Here is a 283-nt window from a genome sequence, read left to right as displayed (position 1 = left end):
AGGTCCTGCCGACGCTGAGTGAGATGCTGGAGGAGATGTTCACGGCGCTGGCGTCGCGTCTGATCCTGATGGTGTCCGCGGCCCCGGGCCGCAAGCCGCACGGGATCGATGTGAAGGACTTGTTCCTGAACGGTGCGGCGGGTGCTCTGAATTCGGTGTTCGAGCATTTCTTCCAGGGTGGGAAGAAGTTCTTCACGTCGGTTTTCAAGGGCAAGGGGGATCTTGGGCCGGATCTGAACAGGAAGTTCGACCTCTCGAAGAACGCGCCGGTGGTGAATCCGGG

The 283-nt window shown here is 60.8% G+C and carries 1 protein-coding gene; it reads left to right on the top strand.

The window, feature by feature from the left end; genetic code table 11:
• Window positions 1-23: 23 nt before the first annotated feature.
• Window positions 24-283 (top strand): hypothetical protein (locus IE94_RS36885; RefSeq protein WP_037925057.1); only part of this gene is annotated, 260 nt, incomplete at its 3' end.

It is taken from the genome of Streptomyces violaceorubidus (genome assembly GCF_000717995.1).
Classification (GTDB): domain Bacteria; phylum Actinomycetota; class Actinomycetes; order Streptomycetales; family Streptomycetaceae; genus Streptomyces; species Streptomyces violaceorubidus.
This window is presented reverse-complemented; position numbering and strand designations above follow the sequence as displayed.